Genomic DNA, 18,876 nt, shown 5'->3' with positions numbered 1-18,876 from the left:
TCGAGCGTGATGTCATCAAACCCAGGCAGGCCGGGGATGTAGTCGGCCAGCGCGCAGTCGGTCTTCATGGTGACGAGCTGGCGGCTCAAGGCCAGCTGGCCGCTGGCAATCGCCTCGCGCAGGTTGTTGCCCGCCACGCCCTTGATGGCGTCGGCGTTGGCAATCAGGTTGTCGAGCGAGCCGTATTCTTCCAGCCACTTGGCGGCCGTCTTGGGCCCTACCTTGGTCACGCCGGGCACGTTGTCCACGGTGTCGCCCACCAGGGCCTGGTAGTCCACCATCAGCGTGGGTGGCACGCCAAACTCTGCCGTCACGCCCGCCACATCGCGGCGCTTGCCGCTCATGGTGTCGATGATGGTGATGTGCTCGTTGACCAGCTGGCTCAAGTCTTTGTCGCCGCTGGACACGATGACTTCAATGCCCTGCGCTGCGGCCATGTGGGCCAGGGTGGCGATCACGTCGTCGGCCTCCACGCCGGGCACGGCCACTACCTTCCAGCCCAGCAAGTCCACCACCTGGTGGATGGGCTCGATCTGGCTGCGCAGGTCGTCGGGCATGGGCGAGCGCGTGGCCTTGTATTCGGTGTACAGGGCGTCGCGGAAGGTGGGGCCCGAGGCGTCGAACACGCAGACGGCGTAGTCGGCCACCACCTCTTTGCGCAGGGCCTGCATCATGTTGATCATGCCGCGAATGGCGCCTGTGGCTGCACTGCTGGGGTCGCCCGGCACGGCCCGGAGGTCGGGCATGGCGTGGAAGGCGCGGTAGAGGTAGCTGGAGCCATCCACCAGCACCAGGGTCTTTTTGTTGCTCATGCGGCAATTGTGCACGGGCAGCGCCCGCCGGGCGGCGCTCTACAATCGCCCGATGCGCGCTGTTCACCTTCTCCTGCTGCTGGGCATGGCCTGCGGCAATGCCCTGGCCCAAACCCCGTCTCCATCCCCTGCCCCGACCGCCTCAGGCACTGGCGCACAGCGCGAGGCGCTGCCCGATCCCGAGCCCCTGTCTGGCCGCACCAACCAGCGCACGGAGCGCATCCAGATCGAAGACGCAGGCAGCCGTGTGGATGAGCTGCGGGTAGGCGGGCAGACCCAAAATATCTCGGTGCAGCCCAAAACCGGCAGCCTGCCCGCCTACGAAGTGCAGTCGCCTGACGGCGCGCGCAGCCGCGCTGGCGGCAACAATGGCGCAGAGACCACCACGGCACCCCGCGTCTGGAACGTGTTCAAGTTCTGATGGTCTGCAGGGTGGCACGCACACACTGCGCTGCCACCGGTTAAGCCTCCTCCCGCCGCCTGCTGTTTAGCCCCTCTCCTTCTCATTTCTTCGACCCCTGAGCGATGGCCGTTTTTACCGAAGTCTCCAATCCCGAGGCGCGCGAGTTGCTGCGCCGTTTGCAACTGGGCGAGCTGGTGGAGCTGCGCGGCATCGAGGGTGGCATCGAGAACACCAACTACTTTCTGACCAGCGACCAGGGCGAGTTCGTGCTGACGCTGTTCGAGCGCCTGACGGCCGAGCAACTACCGTTTTACCTGTACCTGATGAAGCACCTGGCGCACGGCGGCGTGCCCGTGCCTGACCCGCGTGCCGACAAGAACGGCGACATCCTGCACACCGTGTGTGGCAAGCCTGCCGCCGTGGTCAACAAGCTGCGCGGCAAGAGCCAGCTGGCGCCACAAGGCGTGCACTGCGCCGCAGTGGGCACCATGCTGGCCCGCATGCACCTGGCAGGCCGCGACTTTGACCGCCACCAGCCCAACCTGCGCGGGCTGCCCTGGTGGAACGAGACGGTGCCGGTGGTGCTGCCCCACATTGACGACGCCCAGGCCGCATTGCTGCGGTCCGAGCTGGCCTACCAGAACCACGTGGCCGCCAGCTCCGCCTATGCCGCCCTGCCGCGCGGGCCCGTGCATGCAGACCTGTTCCGCGACAACGTGATGTTCGAGGGTGAAGAGCTGACAGGCTTCTTCGACTTCTACTTTGCAGGTGTGGACACCTGGCTGTTTGACCTGGCCGTGTGCCTGAACGACTGGTGTATCGACCTGCCCACCGGCACCCACGACGCCGAGCGCGCCACGCGCATGCTGGACGCCTACCAGGCCGTGCGCCCGCTGACGGCCGCCGAGCGCGAGCTGCTGCCCGCCATGCTGCGCGCCGGGGCGCTGCGGTTCTGGATCTCGCGCCTGTGGGACTTTTACCTGCCGCGCGAGGCCTCCATGCTCAAGCCCCACGACCCCACGCACTTCGAGCGCGTGCTGCGCGGGCGACTGGCCCTGCCCGTGCACGCGGGCTGATCCCACAACGGACGGGCAGCCTCTAACCCCTGGCCCAGCCACCGGTTTGGGGCAGTGGGGTAAATTCGACCTTATTCGCCCACTCAGCATCGAAAGCCGCTCGGCGCCCCTTATTGGCGCCGGGGCGCAGCCAGCGGTGCTGGGCCTCTCCTCCTTTCCAACGTATTCATGAAACTCCACATCGTTCCCGCACGCACCGGCATGGCCTGGGTCAAGCTCGGCGTCCGGGCGTTCTGGCGGCAGCCCATGGCGCTGGCTGCGCTGTTCTTCATGACCATGGCGGCGATGTCGCTGGCCACGATGATCCCGCTGGTGGGCCCAGCCATTGCACTGGTACTGCTGCCGTCGGCCACACTGGCCATGATGGTGGCGGCGGCGCAGGCATCGCAAGGGCGGTTTCCGATGCCCACGGTGCTGCTGGTGGCGTTTCGCACCGGGCGCGAGCGGCTGCGCGACATGCTGACACTGGGTGTGCTGTATGCGGTGGCTTTCCTCGGCATCATGGGCCTGTCGGCCCTGCTCGACGGCGGGCAGTTTGCACAGGTGTACCTGGGTGGCGCGCCCATGACCAAGGAGATCGCAGAGAACCCGGACTTCCAGCGCGCCATGTGGCTGTCGATGGTGCTGTACCTGCCGCTGTCGCTGCTGTTCTGGCATGCACCGGGGCTGGTGCACTGGCATGGTGTGCCGCCGGTCAAGGCACTGTTCTTCAGCATCGTGGCCTGCGTGCGCAACTTTGGCGCGTTCCTGGTTTATGGACTGGGCTGGCTGGGGGTGTTTCTGCTGGGCGGGTTGGTGGTCAGCATCGTGTCTGCACTGCTGGCCGTGGCGGGGCTGGCGGGATCGATGGCCGGTGGCATCATGGTGGGCGCCGCCATGATGATGGCGGCGATGTTCTTCACCTCGGTGGTCTTCACCTTCCGCGACTGCTTCGAGCCCCCATCCACCCCTGCGCAAGAAGAGGCGCCCCATGACAACCCGCCCCCCAATCCACCCGACACCCCCCCTGCAGGGCCGCTCTGACGACGAGCTGGTCTGGTTCCAGCGGCGCAGCGTGGTACAGGCCGCCGCGCTGTGGGTGGCAGGCGGTGGCTGGGCCGCCGCCCATGCCCAGGCGCGCAGCAACATCGTGGAGGTGCGGGGCGAGGTGCTGCGCAATGGCGAGCCCCTGACCGCGCAGCACACCATCAGCGCCAACGACCACATCGAAACTGGGCCCGGTGCCAGCCTGGTGTTCTCGGTGGGCGACAGCGCCATCATGGTGCGGCAGAACTCGCGCATGGCAATGGAGAGTGACACCCCCACGGCCGTCAAGCTCTTGCGCCTGCTCAGCGGTGCGGTGGCCACGGTGTGGGGGCGCGGCCCCGACCGGCAGATTGCGCTGCCCACCGCCACGGCTGGTATCCGCGGCACGGGGGTGTACGCCGAAGTGTTTGCCAACCAGGACCAGCGCGGCTACCTGTGCAACTGCTACGGCACGGTGGAGCTGACGGCGGGCGGCGAACGCCTGGTGAGCCAGTCCAGCTACCACCAGTCGTTCTGGGCCGAACCCGCGCCGCGCAACGGGCGGCTTCTGACACCGGCAGGCGCCATCAACCACACGGACGAAGAGATGGAGTTTCTGGCGGGGCTGGTCAACCAGCGCACCGCATGGCAGGTGTCGGGGCGCAAGGGCATCAAGGACGGCAGCGGTGGCGCGCCCGCACCCGGCAACGCCTACGGAACGGGCAACTCCTATGGTCCACCCGGCTCCAGAGACTGAGCGACACTGACCGTCCGGACAGGTGCAGCGACGGCTGCGCCCGTATGCCCTGGTGTGCCCTGGTGTCGCCACGCCATGTGCTGGGCATGGCGTCAAACCGTCACACAAACGTCAAACCATTGTCACGAGGCATTCCTAGGATCGCGGGCTGGATTCCATGCCACCCGCCCATCACGCCTTTCCAACAAGGCTCCAGGTCGGATCAAGGCGTGGCATGCCCGTTCGCATACCCACCTGGAAACACTCCGAAATGACCCAACCGACGATGCCCACCCGCCGCAAGGCCCTGCAACTGCTGGCCGGCGTTCCCATGTTGCCGCTCAGCGCCAGTGCCTCGGCCGCCTTGCTGACCGCCTGCGGTGGCAGCGACTCTGCAGCACCCAGCTTTGTGTCGGCCAGCTTCACGTCGATGGCTGCCCCCACCCTGGCCAACGCCGCCGCCATGGCCACGACCACCGTGGGCTCCACGCTCAACATCAAGCTCAGCGACGACTCGGTGCGCGCGTACCAACTGGCCTACCAGCCATTCTTCGTGACCGGCGACATGGTGTCCGACGGCAAGGGCGGCACCATCCTGTCGGGTGGCTACTACGACATCAACAACAAGCCCATCATCGACGCCACCGTGGCGGGCAAAGAACGCCACTTCTACTCCGACGCACCCGACGGCACCTCGCTGCTGACCGTGGCCAACCCCACCGTGACCGGCCTCAAGGGCAAGGCCGTGTTTGCCGTGGTGCAGTTTGAATACACCACCTGGGCCCAGGACGGCAAGACCGACATGTACGGCAAGCTGCCTTCTCCCATTGCCGTGCTGACGCTGGACCAGGACCAGACCACCGGCAAGCTGAGCCTGGTGAAGTACCACAACGTGGACACCTCCAAGGTGCACGGCCTGTGGATCACCTGCGGCGCCAGCCTATCGCCGTGGGGCACCCACCTGTCGAGCGAAGAGTACGAGCCCGACGCATTCAGCATCGCCAGCAACGCCATGTTCAAGGCCTACAGCCAAAACCTGTACGGCGACGAAACCAAGGCCAACCCTTACCACTACGGCCACATGCCCGAAGTGACGGTGAACCCCGACGGCACTGCCAGCATCAAGAAGCACTTCTGCATGGGCCGCATCTCGCACGAGCTGGTGCAGGTGATGCCTGACAACCGCACCGCGCTGATGGGCGACGACGCGACCAACAGCGGCTACTTTGTGTTTGTGGCCGACAAGGAGAAAGACCTGTCGTCCGGCACGCTGTACGTTGCCAAGGTGGGCAGCGGCTTCTCCATCGACCCCAAGGTGGGCACGGCGGCGCCCCTCACCTGGATCAAGATGGGCTCGGCCACCAGCGCCGAGATCGAGAACCTGGCCAACACGCTCAAGCCCACGGACATCATGACCGTCAAGAGCGCAGACCCGGCCGATGCCAGCTACACCAAGATTGTGGCCAACGGCAAGACCGAGTGGGTCAAGCTGAACCCCGGCATGGAGAAGGCCGCAGCCTTCCTGGAAACCCATCGCTACGCCGCCTACCTCGGCGCCAGCCTGGGCTTCACCAAGATGGAAGGCACCACCGTCAACGCCAAGGACAAGATTGCCTACTCTGCGCTGCAGAACATCCAATCGTCCATGGTGGCAGGCAACGCCGCCAACGTGCCGGGCAACGGCATCTCGGTGCCCAAGCAACTGGTGGCCGGCGCCGTGATGGCGCTGAACCTCAAGGGTGGCCAGAAGGACACCGCCGGCGGCACCATCAACAGCGAATGGATGCCCGTGGACACCAAGGTGCTGCTGGCCGGTGAAGACATCACCGCCGACGCCCTGGGCAACACGGCCAACCCCAACAACATCGCCAACCCGGACAACCTCAAGTTCTCCGAAAAGATGCGCACCTTGTTCATCGGCGAAGACAGTGGCCAGCACGTCAACAACTTCCTGTGGGCCTACAACGTGGACACCAAGCAGCTGTCGCGCGTGATGTCGATCCCTGCGGGCGGCGAATCCACCGGTCTGCACGCCGTGGACGAGATCAACGGCTGGACGTACATCATGAGCAACTTCCAGCACGCCGGTGACTGGGGCGCCATCCACAGCGTGGTGAAAGATACGCTCGATCCGATGATCAAGGCCAACTACAAGAACAAGAACGGCGCGGCCGTGGGCTACCTGACGGCAGCTGCCAAGCAGCCCAGCCTGAACCAGGGCTGAGCACCGGGCTGCGTCAGGCGCAGCCCGCTTGAACGACCAACGGGGCCTCAGGGCCCCGTTGTTGTTGGCGCATTACGCTATAGAATTAATAGCTACTCAAGCATATTTCAGTATCGCTACCGTCCTATTAGACATTCATCCAACTATTCAACCACCGTCAGCTTGGCCACCGACAGCGCCAGCCACTTGCTGGCGTGCACGGTCATGAGCTGCACGGCGTCTTGCCCGACCTGGGCGTGGTTGTCACCGGCTTAGAGCGCGGCGTGGATGAGGAAGGCGGTCAGAGGCGATATTGCAAACAGGCTCTAGCGCATCTTTCCGGAGCGCTGGGCCACATCCTGAAGGCTGGTACGCAACGCCAGCTTGCGCACAATGGCAGAGAAAGCGCGGGTGGGTGCCGATTCCCGCGCCATCGGCGACCACAGCATACCTGGGGTGCGAACGGGCGTTGGGCTCTCCAGCCGCACCATCACCAACCCCGAGGTGGGTGCAACCAGATTGGCCGCGACGATGGACGCAAGCCGTGTCTTGCCCACCAGTTCCATCATGGGTGCCAGGGTATTGATTTCGGCGACCACCTGGGGCTCTGCGCCACACGAGCGAAAGCACTCGTCCAGCATCTGCCGGGTGGCAAAACTCGCGGGCAGAAGCGCCATGGGCATGCGGTGCAGCTCCACCATGCGCAGGCGCTTGCGCCGTGCAAGGGGGTGGTCCTTGGCAACCACCAGCACCATTTCTTCGTTGTACAGCGGCTCAAACTGCAGCGGCCCCGGCACCGCGGGTCGGTACGCAATGCCCAGGTCCAGAGTGCCCTGCTGCAGGCGCGTGGCGATGTGGTCGGCCGAAAGTTCTTCCACCACCACCTTCACGCGCGGATGGCGCTCGTGAAAGCTGGCGATACACCCAGGAATGAATCCCAGGTTGAAGGTATGGGTGGAGCCAATGTGCAGTTCCCCCGTCACTTCCGAGCTGTTCTGTCGCAGGGCGCCCAGGCCCAGGTCGATCTCTTGCAGGGCCTTGGTGCAGTGGTGCAGGAACTCGTCGCCCGCCTCGGTCAGCGCCACGCGCTTACCCGTGCGATCGAACAGCGCCGCGCCGATCTCGTCTTCGAGCTGCTTGATCTGGTGCGACAGCGTTGACTGCGTCACATGCAGCCGCTCAGCCGCCCGCGTGAAATTGAGTGAGCCCGCCAAAGCGATGAAGTAGCGCAGATGCCTCAGTTCCATGATTGCCCGCCTGTGATCGATGTCATCGATGGTAACGATGAAAAACAATCATTTTCAAATATTCTGCGCGTCCCCTACAGTCCACCGCAAACCCTATCAGGGCTCAGTGGCTCCCACCGGTCCTACCGGTCGGACCGACCACACAACAGGAGACAAGCGGTGCAAAAAGTCCTCAGTGGCATCAAAGTGCTGGAGCAAGGCACGTTCATCACGGGACCCGCGGCGGGCATGTTCCTGGCCGACCTGGGAGCCGAGGTCATCAAGATCGAGCAGCCAGGCGCGGGCGACCCGTTCCGAGCCTTTCGGGGAGGGCTCTATAGCCCCCACTTCCAGACGTACAACCGCAACAAGCGGAGCATCACGCTCAACCCCAAGCTGCCCGAGGACGCAGCCGTATTCGACGAGCTGGTCAAGGATGCGGACGTGTATATCCAGAACTTTCGCCCCGGCGCGGCCGAACGGCTGGGTGCGGGCGAGACCCGGCTGCGCGGCCTGAACCCGCGCCTGGTGTACTGCGCGATCAGCGGCTTCGGGCAAAGTGGCCCCGCTGCCGGTCGCCCCGCCTACGACACGGTGGCGCAGGCCGCAAGCGGCTTTCTCAAGCTGCTGGTAAACCCGGCCAACCCCCGCGTGGTGGGGCCGGCCCTCGCCGATGCCATGACGGGCTTCTACGCGGCCTATGGCGTTCTGGGCGCCCTGGTGGAACGTGGCAGAACGGGCGTAGGCCGCAAGGTCGAAGTGTCCATGCTGGAAGCCATGTGCCACTTCAACCTCGACGCGTTCACGCACTACTTTTCCGAGAACGAAATCATGGGCCCGTACAGCCGGCCCAGCGTCTCGCAGTCGTACGTGCTCGAATGTGCTGACGGCCTGTGGATTGCGCTGCACATGTCTTCGCCCGAGAAGTTCTGGCAGGGCCTGGCCAACGCCATCGAGCGGCCGCACCTTTTCGACGACCCGCGCTTTGCGACGCGCGAGGCGCGCATCACCCACCAAGAGGATTTGATCGAACTGCTGGGCGAATTGTTCCGCCAGCAGACACGCGACACCTGGTGTGCCCGGCTGCAGGCGCAGGACGTGCCCCACGCCCCGATGTACGACACGCGCGAGGCCATGCAAGACCCGCAGGCCCTGCACCTGCAGCTGGAGGTGAGCGCGCCCCACCCCGAAGGCGGCGAGTGGCGCACCATCCGCTCGCCCTTGAGCTTTGACGGCGAGCGCGCACTGGAGGTCAGTGCACCACCCACGCTGGGGGCGGACAACGAGGCCATCGTGGGACCGATACGCCAGCGCCTCGGGCAAGCGCTCTGACCCGCAAGCCGAGCACAAGAACAGACAAGGAGACACGACACCATGACCCCATCGAACGAGAACGAGCTGACCCAGGCCGTGCTGCAGCGCCTGGATGGCGCCAGCGATCCGCGTTTTGCAGAGATCATGCAATCGCTGGTCACGCACCTGCATGCATTCATCCGCGAGGTGGACCTGAAGCCGGACGAATGGATGCAAGGTATCGAGTTCCTGACCGCCGTGGGTAAGGCCTGCACTGGCCAGCGGCAGGAGTTCATCCTGCTGTCGGATACGTTGGGCGCATCGATGATGGTGGTGATGCTTGACCAACTGCGCGCCACGGCCCATGCCAAGGGTAGCCAGCGCGTGACCGAAGCCACCGAGGCCACGGTGCAGGGGCCCTACTACTGGGAGGGTGCACCCGAACTGCCGCTGGGCGCCAACCTGTCCGAAGGCGTGAAGGGCGAGCCCACCTTCTACAGCGGCCGCGTGACCGATACACACGGCCAGCCCCTGGCAGGTGCGCTGCTCGACATCTGGTCGGGCGACGGCGAGGGCGTGTACGACATGCAGGTGGAGGGCTCTGGCATGGCCGCGCGCGCACGCATCCGCACCGATACGCAGGGCCGCTACTGGTTCTGGTCCATCCGCCCGAGCTTCTATCCCGTGCCGGTGGATGGGCCTGTGGGCCGCATGCTCGACGGCATGGGCCGCCACCCCAACCGTCCGGGCCACATTCACATGATGGTGTCCGCACCCGGGCATGCACGGGTCACCACCCATCTGTTCGTGGCCAACAGCCCCTACATCGACTCGGACGCCGTATTCGGCGTGCGGCCCAGCCTGATTGTGGACTTCGAGCAGCACCCCGCCGGCAAAGCCCCCGACGGCAGCGTGCAGGGCCAGCCTTACTGGTCAGCGCATTACGACTTCCGCCTCGAACCCCACCACGCCTGAAGAAGACGCCGGGAGCCACACCATGAAAATCGGAAAATCTACCGTCCCACGCACCGCCATCTGCACCTCCAACGAGCACACCATCGTCGTGCGCGGCGAGAACCTGTGCCAGGACCTGATCGGCCACATCTCGTTTGCCGACTACTTCTTCCTGCTGCTCACCGGCCGCCGGCCGGATAGGGCCTGCAGCGCGGTGCTCAACGCCACGCTGGTGGCGATTGCAGAACATGGTCTGGTGCCTAGTGTGCAGGCCAGCCGCATGACCTTTGCGGCAGCGCCCGACGCGCTGCAGGGCGCGGTGGCCGCTGGCATTCTGGGCTGCGGTTCAGTGATTCTCGGCGCGTCGGAAACCGCGGGCCGCATGTTCGCCGACGTGGCAGCGCGGATGGACTCCGGCGCCACAATGGACGAGGCGGCCACTGCGGTGGTCACCGAGCTCAAGGCAGCTCGCCGCTCCATCCCAGGCTACGGCCACCCACTGCACAAGGAAATGGACCCGCGTGTCGGCCGACTCATTGCCGTGGCCACCGAAGCAGACGCCGACTTACGCTACGTGCAGATCGCCCAAGCGCTGGAGAGGGTGATCCCCGGTATCGTGGGCAAGGAGCTGCGTCTGAACGTCTCGGCCGCCATCCCTGCGGTGCTGATGGGCGTGGGTTTCCCGGTGGCCTCGCTGCGCGGCGTGCCCATCCTGGCGCGCACGGCGGGCCTCATCGCGCATCTGGCCGAAGAGGCCGAAACGCCGAGCGGCTTTGCGCTGTCCTACCAGGCCACGCGCGAACTGCAGTACGACGGCAGCGTGCCCGAAGGATTTGGAGAAGTCGCATGACTGGGCGCCGCCAAATCCTTGCAGCCACCGCCCTGGCCCTGCTGGCCAACGGGGCCCTGGCCCAGGGCAATGGCCGTCCCATCAGGCTGGTGGTTCCGTTTGCGGCCGGCACCTCCACCGACATCGTGGGCCGCATACTGGCTGAGGCCCTGGGGCGGCAGCTCGCGCAGACCGTGATCGTGGAGAACAAGCCCGGCGCAGGCGGCACCATCGGCAGCGAGATGGTGGCGCGTGCCGGTGCGGACGCCAACACGCTACTGCTGGGCACTGTAGGCACACACGCCATCAACCCGTCGCTGTACAAGAAGCTGACCTACCAGCCGTTGCGTGACTTTGTGCCACTGGGTTTTGTGGGCGCCACGCCCACCCTGCTGGTGGTGCCTGCCAGTGCACCATGGAAGGGCGTGGCTGACCTGCGCCAGGCCAGCGGCAAGGCCGTGAGCTTCGCCTCTGCAGGCAACGGCACCTCGGGCCACCTGGCAGGCGAAACGCTCAATCTCCGCCTCGCCAAGGACTTTGTGCATGTGCCGTACCGCGATGGCGCGCAGGCACTGACCGAGGTGATGGCCGGCAACGTGCAGTTCATGTTCTACCACCCGGCGGCCGTGCTACCGCACATCCGCGCGGGCAAACTGCGCGCGCTGGGCACATCGAGCGCCCAACGCAGCACAGCCGCACCCGACGTCCCCACGCTCGCCGAGCAAGGCGTTCCCGGCTTCGACCTGGTGGCCTGGTTCATGCTGTATGCGCCCGTCACGATGCCCGCTGCACTGAGAGACCCGTTGCGCGAGGCCACGCAGGCTGCGCTGGTCCAGGCAGAGGTGCGCGAGAAACTGGTGGCGCAAGGCATTGAACCCACAACGATGAGTGCCGCAGAAATGGCCAGCTTTGCCGCGGCGGAGATCGCTAAATGGGGCGAGGCGGTGCGGCGCTCGGGCGCGCAGGTCGACTGACGCCAGGAGACGGCTATGCACCCCCACCCCACCAGCCCGCCTGCAGGGATCAGCGCGGAGGCTCTGGCGCAACTGTTCACCCATGCCCGGACTTGCGCGCAGTTCGACCCCACGCCCATTCCCCGCACCACGCTGGAACAGCTGTATGCACTGGCGAGCCTGGGCCCCACCTCCATGAACTGCCAGCCCGCGCGTTTTGTTTTTGTGGTCAGCGAAGTGGCGCGCAAGCGGCTGCTGCCACATGTGGCGCCTGGCAACCGCGACAAGGTGAGCGCAGCACCGGTCACCGTGATCGTGGCGCGCGATACCCGCTTCTACGAGTGGATGCCCACCCTGTGGCACATGCCCGGTACGCAAGAAAACTTTGAGCGCGACCCAGCGCTTGCGCGCGCCACCGCGCAACGCAATGCCACGCTCACCGGCGGGTACCTGATCCTGGCCGCGCGTGCGCTGGGGCTGGCCTGCGGCCCGATGAGCGGCTTCGATGCCCAAGGGGTGAACGACAGCTTTTTCAGTGATGGGCGCTGGGAGGTTGATTTCCTCCTCAACGTCGGCTTCGCCGCGGGCGCTCCGGCGCGCCCCCGCGCAGTCAGACTCGATTTTTCACAAGCCTGCGCCGTAGCGTGACCAGGCACAGCGCTGCCCGAAAGGAGTAACGCCATCGATTGACCCAAGACGATGCAGACAGGGGCGATGTGAATTCTGGCGAGGCCGGGAGCCCCACCCACGAACGCCCCGCACGCAGTGCAAGAGACGAAGCAACAACATAGCGGGCTCGAACCCGCACAAGGAGACAAGAATGCGTTTGAGAATCCGGATGACTGTGGGCCTGGCAGCTAGCCTGGTCGTAGGCCTGGGCAGCAGCCTGTTGACCGCGCCCGCCCATGCGCAAGGCGCTGAGTGGCCGAACAAGCCCATCAAGATCGTGGTGGGGTTCGCTCCGGGCACCCCACCCGACATCTTTGCCCGCATGTACGGCGAGTACGCGGGCAAAAAACTCGGCGTTCCCGTGGTGATTGACAACAGACCCGGCACGGCCGGCAACCTCGCGTCAGACACCGTGGCCAAATCGGCACCGGATGGTTACACCTTCCTGTACAACCTGTCCACGGCGTTCACGATCAACCCGTACATCTACAGCAAGCTGCCCTTCGACCCCGACAGGGACTTGGTGCCGGTGGCCACGACCATGCGTCAGGGTCTGGTACTCATCGCCACTAACAAATTCCCGGCCAAGACCATCAAGGACCTTGTGGCGGCCGCCAAGGGCAAGCCGGGCGTCTACTCGCACGCTTCATACGGAGCTGGCAGCCCGTCGCAGCTGATCGTGGAATCCCTCAAGGACGAGGTGGGTATCGACATGCTGCATGTGCCTTACCGTGCAAGCCCCATCGCTGACCTGGTGGGTGGGCAAGTGGACACGCTCATGGAGCCGATTGCCACGGGCTACCCACTGATCAGCAGCGGGAAGGTACAGGCGCTGGCTTACTCGGGGCCCACACGCCACCCCGCGCTGCCCGATGTGCCTACGTTGTCCGAGGTGATGTCCGGCTTCTCGATGATGTCCTGGCACGGCATCTGGCCGCCGGCCGCCACACCAGTGCCTATTTTGACCCGCTTCAATGCGCTGCTGGTGGAGGCGAGCAAGGACCCCGATCTGTCGCGCCGCATCCGGGACCTCAACAGCGAGCCGCTGGGCGTGTCGCGCACCGAAATGGCAGCAATGGTGCGCCGCGATGCGGACATCTACAGCCGCGTGGTCAAGGCGCGCAACATCAAGGTGGATTGACCCACAACAGCCTCGCTGCTCTGCACGGGGCCACAGACCTGTGCAGCACTAGCGGCAAGGGTGCCGATGTGGCAGCAGGGCAGCCGTGTAACCTTACAGCCCCGGAGCAAAAGCCCCGACCTTGGTGGGCAGCCACGGGTCGGGCACACGCCAACCACTGCAGCCAAACCCGTGGCTCGGGTATTGGATTTACTCCACCACCGTCAGCTTGGCCACCGACAGCGCCAGCCACTTGGTGCCGTGGCGCGGAAAGTTGACCTGTGCACGTGCGTCGTCGCCCGTGCCTTCAATGGCCAGCACCTTGCCCTCTCCAAACTTGGTGTGGAACACGGCAATCCCTGCGCGCAGGCCGTGGGACGGCGCGGCCTTCTGCGCAGGCACGGGGGGGCTGGCAAACGTCTCGGACTTGAAGCCAAATTGGCCTCTTGCGCTAGCCGAATATGCCCCGGATGCTCCTGAATAAGGAGCAGAACCCGGCTGGTAAGACCCAAACCCCTGCTGCTTGGGCGTGATCCACTTGAGCGCCGCTTCGGGCAGCTCGTCAAAAAACCGGCTCTTGATGTTGTAGCGCGTTTGCCCGTGCAGCATGCGCGTCTGCGAGTGGCTCAAGTACAGGCGCTTGCGCGCGCGGGTGATGGCCACGTACATCAGGCGGCGCTCCTCCTCCAGGCCGTCGCGGTCGCTGGCGGAGTTCTCATGGGGGAACAGGCCCTCCTCCATGCCACCGATGAACACGCAGTCAAACTCCAGCCCCTTGCTGGCGTGCACGGTCATGAGCTGCACAGCGTCTTGCCCGGCCTGGGCCTGGTTGTCGCCCGCCTCTAGGGCGGCATGGGTCAGGAAGGCTGCGAGGGGCGAGAGGGTTTCGCCGGTGTCGGCATCCACAATGCCGGGCACGGCGGGTTTCAGAGGTTCGTCCAGCACCGGTGCGTTGGGGTCCAGCCCCTGGCTGACCGCGCTCTGGGTCAGCGGCGTGCCATGCTCATCCAGCGGCAGCGCCACGGCATCGCGGCCAAAGCCCTCTTGCGTGACAAAGCTCTCGGCGGCGTTGACCAGTTCTTCCAGGTTTTCGATGCGGTCGGCGCCTTCCTTTTCGGTGCGAAAGTGTTCCACCAAGCCCGTGGATTCGAGCATCTGCTCGATGATGCCGCGCAGGTTCAGGCCCTGCGTCTGCTCGCGCAGCACATCCACCATGGCCACAAACGCGCCCAGGTTGGCGCCCGCCTTGCCGGGCACGGCGCTCACCGCGTCGTGCAGCGAGCAGCCCGCGGCGCGGGCAGCGTCTTGCAGCACCTCGATGCTGCGCGCGCCAATGCCACGCGGCGGAAAGTTGACCACGCGCGTGAAGCTGGTGTCGTCGTGCGGGTTCTCCAGCAGACGCAGGTAGGCCAGTGCGTGCTTGATTTCAGCGCGTTCAAAAAACCGCAGGCCGCCATACACGCGGTAGGGCACGCTGGCATTGAACAGTGCCGATTCGATCACCCGGCTTTGTGCGTTGCTGCGATAAAGCACTGCAATCTCTTTGCGCTCAAAGCCGTCATTGCGCACCAGTTGCTTGATCTCATCCACCATCCACTGCGCCTCGGCCAGGTCGGAGCTGGCCTCGTACACACGCACGGGCTCGCCCGCGCCCTGCGTCGTACGCAGGTTCTTGCCCAGGCGGCGGCTGTTGTGGCTGATGAGGGCATTGGCCGAGTCAAGGATGTTGCTGTAGCTGCGGTAGTTCTGCTCCAGCTTGATCTGGCGTTGCACATCGAACTCGCGCACAAAGTCGGTCATGTTGCCCACGCGCGCGCCACGGAAGGCGTAGATGCTCTGGTCGTCGTCGCCCACTGCGATCACGCTGCCGCGCGCTTCAAAGCGCCCGCCCACGTCGTTACCCGCCAGCTGCTTGAGCCAGGCGTACTGCAGCTTGTTGGTGTCCTGGAACTCATCGACCAGGATGTGCGCAAAGCGGCGCTGGTAATGCTCGCGAATGGGGTCGTTGTCGCGCAGCAGCTCGTAGCTGCGCAGCATCAGTTCGCCAAAGTCCACCACGCCCTCGCGCTGGCATTGCTCTTCGTACAGCTGATAGATCTCGACCTTCTTGCGGGCGTCGCTGTCGTGCGCCTCCACGTTGGCGGGGCGCAGGCCTTCTTCCTTGCAATTGGCAATGAAATACGCCAGCTGCTTGGGTGGAAAACGCTCATCGTCCACGTTGTGCTGCTTGCAAAGGCGCTTGATGGCCGAGAGCTGGTCCTGGGTGTCGAGGATCTGGAACGACTGCGACAGCCCCGCCGCCTTGTGGTGCGCGCGCAGCAGCCGGTTGCACAAGCCGTGGAAGGTACCGATCCACATGCCGCGCACGTTCACCGGCAACATGGCCGACAGACGGGCCACCATCTCCTTGGCGGCCTTGTTGGTGAAGGTGACGGCCAGGATACCGCCCGGCGTGGCGTAGCCGTTCTGCAGCAGCCAGGCGATGCGGGTGGTAAGCACCCGGGTCTTGCCCGACCCGGCCCCCGCCAGGATGAGGGCATGGCCTGCGGGCAGCGTCACCGCAGCCAGTTGCTCGTCATTCAGGTTAGTCAGAAGGGGGGATGCAGCCGAGGGCGCACCGGAGTGTGGGGGCACCAGCGCATCTGGCACACCCGAAAACGGGTCTTGTGGGAACATCCAGCCATTGTAGAAAGCCCCTGCCCCACGCTGCCCCACACCATGAAAAACATTGCCCTCACCCTGGCCAGCCTGTGGCTTGCACTGGCGCATGCCCCCCAGGCGCTGGCCCAGGCCAGTTGCAGCAGCGACGGCACCCCCAGGCCTTTGGCCGTGTTCGAGCGATTCATCAGCGCCGACTGCGAGGCCTGCTGGGGCGATGCTGCCACCCCGGCACCGTCGGCCAACGCAGGTGCCATGGTGCTGGACTGGATCGTGCCCGGCAAGACGGGCGATGAAGCCCCCTTGTCGGCTGCGGCCACAACCGATGCTCTGCCGCGCCTGAAGGCCCTGGGGCGCAAGCCGCCCATTTCCACCGATGTGTATGTCACACCAGTGGATGGAGCGGCACGCGGCCGGTTGCGCGTGGCCCACGGGGTGGCGTTCAATGACTATGTGGGCACAGGTATCAACTTCACCCCCTCCCCCGTGGCGCCACAGCGCAAGGCTGCTGCCACGCCCCTTGCCTTTCGCCTGCTGCTGGTGGAGGCCATCCCCACAGGCACCGACGGCACGGTGGTGCCCCGTTTCATCGTGCGCAACCAGTTCGAGGGCACCTGGCCCCAGGCATACCGGGCCGCAAGCAGCAAAGGCAAGCCGTGGGCATGGATGGAGACCCGCTCCATGCGCATCCCCGATGGCGCGCAGGCCGAGCGGCTGCATCTGGTCGGCTGGGTGCAAGATGCCTCGGGCAGCATCGTGGCGGCCGCCCAATCCGTATGCAGGTAATACCGGGGCCGTTATGACGGCCATTTGGCAGGCGGGTAGAATCAAGCACCGGGCCCAAGTTTCTTGACGCCCGGTTTTTTGTGCCTGCGCTCAGCAGGGTTCGGAGTGACTCTCACGTTCACTCTCGCAAAGCCGGTCTGACAGCCAAGCGCCCACCGCCGTCGAAATAGTTTGGCGGCGTCCCTTTATGGAGCTTGGAATCTCATGGAAATCTTCGACTACGACAACATCCTGCTGCTGCCTCGCAAGTGCCGCGTGGAAAGCCGCTCGGAATGCGACGCCAGCGTGGAGCTGGGCGGCCGCCGCTTTCGCCTGCCGGTGGTGCCCGCCAACATGAAGACCGTGGTGGACGAAACCATCTGCACCTGGATGGCGCAGAACGGTTACTTCTACGTCATGCACCGCTTTGACCTGGACAACATCCAGTTCGTCAAGGACATGCACGCCAAGGGCTGCTACGCGTCGATCTCGCTCGGCGTCAAGCAACCCGACTACGACACGGTGGACCAGCTGGTGGCCTTGGGACTCACGCCCGAATACATCACCATCGACATCGCCCATGGCCATGCCGACAGTGTGAAGAACATGATTGGCTACCTCAAAAAGCACCTGCCCCAGTCGTTTGTGATCGCGGGTAACGTAGCCACACCCGAAGCCATCATCGACCTGGAAAACTGGGGCGCCGATGCCACCAAGGTGGGCGTAGGCCCGGGCAAGGTGTGCATCACCAAGCTCAAGACCGGTTTTGGCACGGGTGGCTGGCAGCTCAGCGCGCTCAAGTGGTGTGCCCGCGTGGCCACCAAGCCCATCATTGCCGATGGCGGCATCCGCAGCCACGGCGACATCGCCAAGAGCATCCGCTTTGGCGCCAGCATGGTGATGATCGGCTCGCTGTTTGCGGGCCACGAGGAGTCACCAGGCAAAACGGTGGAAGTGGACGGCGCGCTATTCAAGGAGTACTACGGCTCGGCCAGCGACTTCAACAAAGGCGAGTACAAGCATGTCGAAGGCAAGCGCATCCTGGAACCTATCAAGGGCAAACTGGCCGAGACGCTGATCGAGATGGAGCAGGACGTGCAAAGCTCCATCAGCTACTCGGGCGGCACCAAGCTGATGGACGTGCGCAAGGTCAACTATGTGATCCTGGGCGGCGACAACGCAGGCGAACACCTGCTGATGTAACCCAGAAGCCGGGCGCGGATTCCGGCGCGGTCAGGCCCGCAGCAGGTTCTGCGCCATGTGGTGCAGGTCATGGCCGGGCTTGGCCAGGGCATCCACGATGCTGAAGTGGTTCAACCCCGGCAAGGCCACGCTGCGGGGCACGAAATGGCTGCCCCAGGCGTCTTGCATGAGCTGGTTCTGGCGCAGGAACTCGGGGCTTTCATCGGCCCCGACGGCGCAATACAGTGTGCCGGTGGGCGGCTCCAGCAAACGCGCAGGGCTGCATTGCAGTACCTGCTGCTCGGTCAGGTGCAACACCGACTGGTACATGGGCGTATGCATGACGGGTTCGAGATCGTGCACCCCAGAGATCGACAGCGCATTGCGCACCAAGCCATCTGGCAAGCCCTTGCCGATGAGCGACCACACGCTGGTGAGCAGCAGCGCCGCCAGTTGCCCGCCAGCAGAATGCCCCGCCACGGTGATCCGCTGGGGGTCGCCACCATGGGCAGCAATGTGGTGCCACACCCAACCCAGAGCCTTCTCCATCTGCCGCGCGATGTGAGGAATGGTCACCGGCGCCTGCGGAGTGCCCGGGCACAGCGCGTAGTTCACCACCACCACACAAAACCCGGCCTGGGTGAAGGGCGGCGCGATGAACGAGTGATCGGATTTGTCGAGCGACCGCCAGTAACCGCCGTGGATGAACACCAGTACCGGCACCGGCCCACCCGCGGTGCGGGTGGACGGAAACACGTCCAGGGTTTCCCCGACACCTGTGCCATAGGTCACATCCAGCGCACAGGGGACATTGGCGCGTACCTGGGCCGAGTCTTGCGCCCAACGCTGGAAGTAGTCCATGTGGTCAGGGACCAGGGCGCGGTTGTTGTACATGCGCTCCAGCCAGGCGGGGTCATACAGGGGCAAGGTCATGGGCAGTGGTCTCCGTGTAGTGCAGGCTACATTCCGCGCGGTGGGGTGCGCCCTCTGAA

At 65.1% G+C, this 18,876-nt stretch carries 17 protein-coding genes; 13 read left to right on the top strand and 4 right to left on the bottom strand.

All coding sequences use genetic code 11. The annotated features are described in order from the left end of the window. Positions 1-812: 5'-3' exonuclease H3TH domain-containing protein (locus ISS20_RS07990; RefSeq protein ID WP_291435428.1), on the bottom strand; the 812-nt coding region annotated here is incomplete at its 3' end. A gap of 52 nt (positions 813-864) precedes the next feature. Here ISS20_RS07990 and ISS20_RS07985 point away from each other — a divergent pair. The 5 genes from ISS20_RS07985 (at position 865) to ISS20_RS07965 (ending at position 6,256) form a co-directional block, all read left to right on the top strand. After that, positions 865-1,233 (top strand): hypothetical protein, encoded by a 369-nt coding sequence (locus ISS20_RS07985; RefSeq protein WP_291435426.1) that lies wholly within the window; start codon positions 865-867, stop codon positions 1,231-1,233. Positions 1,234-1,337: 104 nt separating this feature from the next. After that, a complete protein-coding gene (locus ISS20_RS07980; RefSeq protein WP_260666724.1) occupies positions 1,338-2,291 on the top strand; it encodes a homoserine kinase in 954 nt (317 codons plus the stop codon). A 168-nt stretch (positions 2,292-2,459) separates the two neighbouring features. Then, on the top strand, positions 2,460-3,314 hold the full coding sequence (locus tag ISS20_RS07975) for a BPSS1780 family membrane protein (RefSeq protein ID WP_291435421.1): 855 nt from the start codon (positions 2,460-2,462) through the stop codon (positions 3,312-3,314). Next, positions 3,262-4,053 carry a FecR domain-containing protein gene (locus tag ISS20_RS07970; protein ID WP_291435419.1) on the top strand — a complete coding sequence of 264 codons (792 nt, stop codon included), beginning with the start codon at positions 3,262-3,264 and terminating at the stop codon, positions 4,051-4,053. Before ISS20_RS07975 ends, ISS20_RS07970 begins: the two co-directional genes overlap by 53 nt. 250 nt (positions 4,054-4,303) lie before the next feature. Next, entirely contained in the window at positions 4,304-6,256 is a 1,953-nt protein-coding gene (locus ISS20_RS07965) for an alkaline phosphatase PhoX (RefSeq protein WP_291435417.1), read from the top strand. Positions 6,257-6,561: 305 nt separating this feature from the next. On the opposite strand, the gene ISS20_RS07960 is transcribed toward ISS20_RS07965, so the two are convergent. Continuing rightward, positions 6,562-7,482, bottom strand: coding sequence for a LysR substrate-binding domain-containing protein (locus ISS20_RS07960; protein WP_291435415.1), 921 nt, complete (start codon positions 7,480-7,482; stop codon positions 6,562-6,564). A 159-nt stretch (positions 7,483-7,641) separates the two neighbouring features. On the opposite strand from ISS20_RS07960, the gene ISS20_RS07955 reads away from it, so the two are divergent. From ISS20_RS07955 to ISS20_RS07930, 6 genes are all read left to right on the top strand, one after another. Next, on the top strand, positions 7,642-8,793 hold the full coding sequence (locus ISS20_RS07955) for a CoA transferase (RefSeq protein ID WP_291435413.1): 1,152 nt from the start codon (positions 7,642-7,644) through the stop codon (positions 8,791-8,793). Positions 8,794-8,835: 42 nt separating this feature from the next. Further along, on the top strand, positions 8,836-9,729 hold the full coding sequence (locus tag ISS20_RS07950; protein ID WP_291435411.1) for a dioxygenase: 894 nt from the start codon (positions 8,836-8,838) through the stop codon (positions 9,727-9,729). Between the two features lie 22 nt (positions 9,730-9,751). Further along, complete coding sequence (locus tag ISS20_RS07945) at positions 9,752-10,558, top strand: citryl-CoA lyase (protein ID WP_291435409.1); 807 nt, start codon at positions 9,752-9,754, stop codon at positions 10,556-10,558. Further along, complete coding sequence (locus tag ISS20_RS07940; protein ID WP_291435407.1) at positions 10,555-11,511, top strand: tripartite tricarboxylate transporter substrate binding protein; 957 nt, start codon at positions 10,555-10,557, stop codon at positions 11,509-11,511. Before ISS20_RS07945 ends, ISS20_RS07940 begins: the two co-directional genes overlap by 4 nt. A gap of 15 nt (positions 11,512-11,526) precedes the next feature. Next, the gene (locus ISS20_RS07935; RefSeq protein ID WP_291435405.1) at positions 11,527-12,138 is read left to right on the top strand and encodes a malonic semialdehyde reductase; all 612 of its coding nucleotides are present in this window, start codon (positions 11,527-11,529) and stop codon (positions 12,136-12,138) included. Positions 12,139-12,310: 172 nt separating this feature from the next. Then, a complete protein-coding gene (locus tag ISS20_RS07930; RefSeq protein ID WP_291435403.1) occupies positions 12,311-13,300 on the top strand; it encodes a tripartite tricarboxylate transporter substrate binding protein in 990 nt (329 codons plus the stop codon). Between the two features lie 189 nt (positions 13,301-13,489). Here ISS20_RS07930 and ISS20_RS07925 read toward each other — a convergent pair whose 3' ends face one another. Next, entirely contained in the window at positions 13,490-15,955 is a 2,466-nt protein-coding gene (locus tag ISS20_RS07925; RefSeq protein WP_291435401.1) for a UvrD-helicase domain-containing protein, read from the bottom strand. Positions 15,956-15,997: 42 nt separating this feature from the next. Here ISS20_RS07925 and ISS20_RS07920 point away from each other — a divergent pair, with 42 nt between their 5' ends. Further along, positions 15,998-16,723, top strand: coding sequence for a hypothetical protein (locus ISS20_RS07920; protein ID WP_291435399.1), 726 nt, complete (start codon positions 15,998-16,000; stop codon positions 16,721-16,723). A 204-nt stretch (positions 16,724-16,927) separates the two neighbouring features. Then, entirely contained in the window at positions 16,928-17,905 is a 978-nt protein-coding gene (locus ISS20_RS07915) for a GMP reductase (protein ID WP_291435397.1), read from the top strand. A 30-nt stretch (positions 17,906-17,935) separates the two neighbouring features. On the opposite strand, the gene ISS20_RS07910 is transcribed toward ISS20_RS07915, so the two are convergent. Then, a complete protein-coding gene (locus ISS20_RS07910) occupies positions 17,936-18,817 on the bottom strand; it encodes an alpha/beta hydrolase (protein ID WP_291435395.1) in 882 nt (293 codons plus the stop codon). Positions 18,818-18,876 lie beyond the last annotated feature (59 nt).

This window comes from Acidovorax sp. (genome assembly GCF_016783915.1).
GTDB lineage: Bacteria > Pseudomonadota > Gammaproteobacteria > Burkholderiales > Burkholderiaceae_C > Acidovorax.
Note: the sequence above shows the minus strand (reverse complement) of the source record. Positions and strands in the feature narration are given on the sequence as shown.